Genomic DNA, 3,275 nt, shown 5'->3' with positions numbered 1-3,275 from the left:
CTTTGAAAAGGGGAACCGAACCCACTGGAAAATATGGCATAGCTTGACGCGTGTCGAGTGACGCTTTAATCCTAAATGCCAAAAAGACGAACATCGCGGCAGCGAGGAGGATACAGACCATGGCACATACGACGCAGGGCGGCGCAGGCGGAACCCGGAGCAAAGGCGCAGAGGTGGGCGCGGCCCACGTTATCGCGCGCATCATCGAGGCGCTGGGCATTGGTACGCAGAGCGCGCTGGCGCGGGAGCTGGGCGTGAGCCGTGGTGCCATCTCCGACGCCAAGTCCAAAAACAAGGTCCCGGCGGAATGGCTGCTGAAGCTGTTCCGCACGCACTCCCTGAATCCTTTTTGGCTGGAGACAGGCCACGGGGCAAAGTTCCTGCGCGAGGATACCGTGCGCCGCACCGTGCGCGACGCCCCCGCGCCGGACCGCGAACCCCAGTATGACTATGTTCCCCTTGTGGCGGCGCGTCTGTCTGGCGGTGGCGGAAGCGCCCAGACCAGCGACCGCGTGGTGGAGTATTACGCCTTTCAGCGTTCGTGGCTGCGCAGTAAAGGGTCCGTGGATGATATGCGCCTGATGCGCGTCACCGGCGAGAGCATGTCCCCCACGCTGGAGGACGAGGATATCGTGCTGGTGGACCTCTCCCAGAATGATATCCGCGTGGGCAAGATTTACGCCGTGCGCATGGACGATGAGATTGTGGTCAAGCGCTTGGAGCGCAAGCCCGGCAAGCTGGTGCTGGTTAGCGACAACAGGCGCTTCTACGAGCCACAGGAAATCCCCCTTGGCGACCAGAGCAACGTGGAGGTGCTGGGCCGCGTGGTGTGGATGTCGCGCGAGATTCGCTAGGAGGCGTGCGTGCTTTTGCGCCGTGGCGGCGTGAGGCGTTGGGATATGTGATCAATATGGGGTGGTTCCCCAGTCGCAGGAAAGGCGGCCGTTTCCGTAAGGAAGCGGCCGCCTTTTCGTTGCGGAGCAAAAGCGGGGGAGCGGTGTGGGATGGGCACCACGGTGAGCGGCAGGTCCGCTGTGTGGCTACTGCGCCAGCACGTCCTTGCTGGGGGCGCGCAACTGCACGGTGCAGAAGGTGGTGCACAGCATGAAGGCTTCGTCATGCAGTGAGGCCTGCCGCAGCACCTCAAGCGAAACCGGCGACAGCGGACGGGAGCCGACTTCCATGAAGTCCATCAGCGCCTCAGCCGTGGGAAAGACCTCGGCGGTGCACATGGTGCGCTGGCCGCAGTTGGTAATGTGGAAAACCGATGCCAATACGTATTGGCCGAAGGTCGTCTTGTAGAGGACGGTATCCATCCAGTTTTCCATGAAACCCACGAATTCGCGCTCATCAACCAGAGCGATTTCGGAGCCGTTAAAGACGAGGTCGGGCTGGCCGTTTCGGTGCAAAGTGAATTGTTCCATCATTCTCCCCCCTTGTCGTGAAATCCAGTGCGCTGCATCCGTTTTGTACTGTCAAGTCCATAAAATGGGACTTACTCACAGCATAGAGCAGAATTGCGAAGGAATGTAAAGGGAAAGATGGAAAAAACATTCCAACTTTTTCCATGAATGCTCCTGAAGCCCTGAAATGCATTGAAATCGCGAAGGAGTAAAATTTCAGGGTATTGCTGGTGTTTGGCTACGGTCGTTTCGGACGCAGGCCATAGAGCTCCGTATATTTGTGTTCCAGATGCGAAATGAGCGCGCTGGCGTCCGGTGCATTCCCCGTGACGTCATGGACAAGGTCGCGCGGGTCGAGGCGCGCGCCCTTGGTGTGGATGGCGGTGCGCAGCCAGCCCAGCAGCGGGCCAAAGTCGCCACGGGCAAACATGGCCTCAAGGTCGCCCAGCTCGCGCCGCGCGGCGTCCATAAACTGGGCGGCGTAAATGTTGCCCAGCGCGTAGGTGGGAAAGTAGCCAAACAGCCCCGCGCCCCAGTGCACGTCCTGCATAACGCCGCTGGCGTAGTCCTTGGGCGTCACGCCAAGCAGGGCGTACATGCCCTCGTTAAAGGCGTCCGGCAGTTCGTGCACGTCCAAACTGCCGCTCATGAGCCGCCGTTCAAGGTCAAAGCGCAGAAAGATATGCATGTTGTAGGTCAGCTCGTCGGCGTCTGTCCGGATGCAGCCGGGGTGCACGGCGTTTACCGCGTAGTAGACCTTGTTCAGCAGCGCGGAACGGAAGGATTCAAAGGCGTAGGCGGCAAAGGGCAGGTAGTGCGTCCAAAAGCCGTGGGAGCGGGCCACAAGGTTTTCCCACAGGCGGGATTGGGATTCATGGATGCCAAGGGAGGCGGAGCTGCCGCAGGGCGTACCAAAGTGGTCGCCGGGCAGGCCCTGTTCATACAGTGCGTGGCCGCATTCGTGCACGCAGCCGAAAAAGGCCTCGGCAAAGTCGTTCTCGCGGTAGCGCGTGGTCACGCGCACATCGCCGGGGCCGATGCGGGTGCAGAAGGGGTGGGCTGTGGTGTCCATGCGTCCGCCCATAAAGTCGAATCCCATGTCCGTCATAATATGGCGGGCAAAGCGCTCTTGCTCCTTGGGCGGAAAGTGGCGGGTGACGACTTCCGCACTGCGGGTGCCGCCGCGCTGGGCAATGCGTGCTAGCAGGTCCGCGCTGGCGGATTGTAGGGCGTCAAAAAGTGGCGCGACGGACGCCGCTGTTTCGCCGGGTTCGTATTTGTCCAGCATGGCGTCGTAGGGTTCGTGCTTGTAGCCGACGGCGTCCGCTTCCTCGCGCCGCAGGCGCAAAAGGTGCTCCACGAAGGGCAAAAAGCCTTTCCAATCGTTCTTGGGACGCAGGCGTTCCCATGCGCTTTCGCCCTGCGCCGCCGCGCGGGCTATGGCGACGGCAAGGTCCTCGGGGATGCGGCTTTGGCGCTCGTGCTCGCGTTGCCATATGCGCAGATTGGCGCTGATGTCCGAGTCCGGTCCGGCCTCGCGGGCAAGGCCGAGGCAGGCGTTTATGGCGTCGGCGCGGCGCGGGTCCGTGCGGCGGGTGTGGATGATGCGCGTGAGCGTGGCGATTTGTTCGGCGCGGTGGTGGTGCCCAAGGGGCGGCGCATAGGTGCCTTGGTCCCAACTGAGCAGGGAAACGGTGGTTTCAAGGCGGGCGGTGTCCACGGAATGGGCGCGTAGCCAGTCGTAGGCTTCTCTTGGGGGCATGGGACCTCCTGTAGGGGCGGGGCTTTTGGGGAACACGTGTACGGTATTGCGCCGCGCGTAGAAAGGAGCGGCGCGCTCCTTGGGGAGAAAAAACGAGCGGCGGCGGCATC

General features: G+C 61.9%; 3 protein-coding genes. 1 reads left to right on the top strand and 2 read right to left on the bottom strand.

The genetic code is table 11. From position 1 onward, the window contains the following. Positions 1-119 precede the first annotated feature (119 nt). Complete coding sequence (locus tag ACY69P_RS15470) at positions 120-854, top strand: LexA family transcriptional regulator (RefSeq protein ID WP_459898580.1); 735 nt, start codon at positions 120-122, stop codon at positions 852-854. A gap of 186 nt (positions 855-1,040) precedes the next feature. Here the strand turns inward: ACY69P_RS15470 and ACY69P_RS15465 are convergent, their stop codons facing one another. Both ACY69P_RS15465 and ACY69P_RS15460 read right to left on the bottom strand, forming a co-directional pair. Then, the gene (locus ACY69P_RS15465) at positions 1,041-1,427 is read right to left on the bottom strand and encodes a hypothetical protein (RefSeq protein WP_462328124.1); all 387 of its coding nucleotides are present in this window, start codon (positions 1,425-1,427) and stop codon (positions 1,041-1,043) included. Positions 1,428-1,641: 214 nt separating this feature from the next. Further along, positions 1,642-3,165: a carboxypeptidase M32 gene (locus ACY69P_RS15460; protein WP_462328123.1), complete on the bottom strand. Its 1,524-nt coding sequence runs from the start codon at positions 3,163-3,165 to the stop codon at positions 1,642-1,644. Between the last annotated feature and the right edge of the window lie 110 nt (positions 3,166-3,275).

The sequence above is a fragment of the Desulfobaculum sp. genome, from assembly GCF_054921475.1.
The sequence above is the reverse complement of the archived record's forward strand: the minus strand, read 5'-3'. Positions and strand labels throughout refer to the sequence as shown.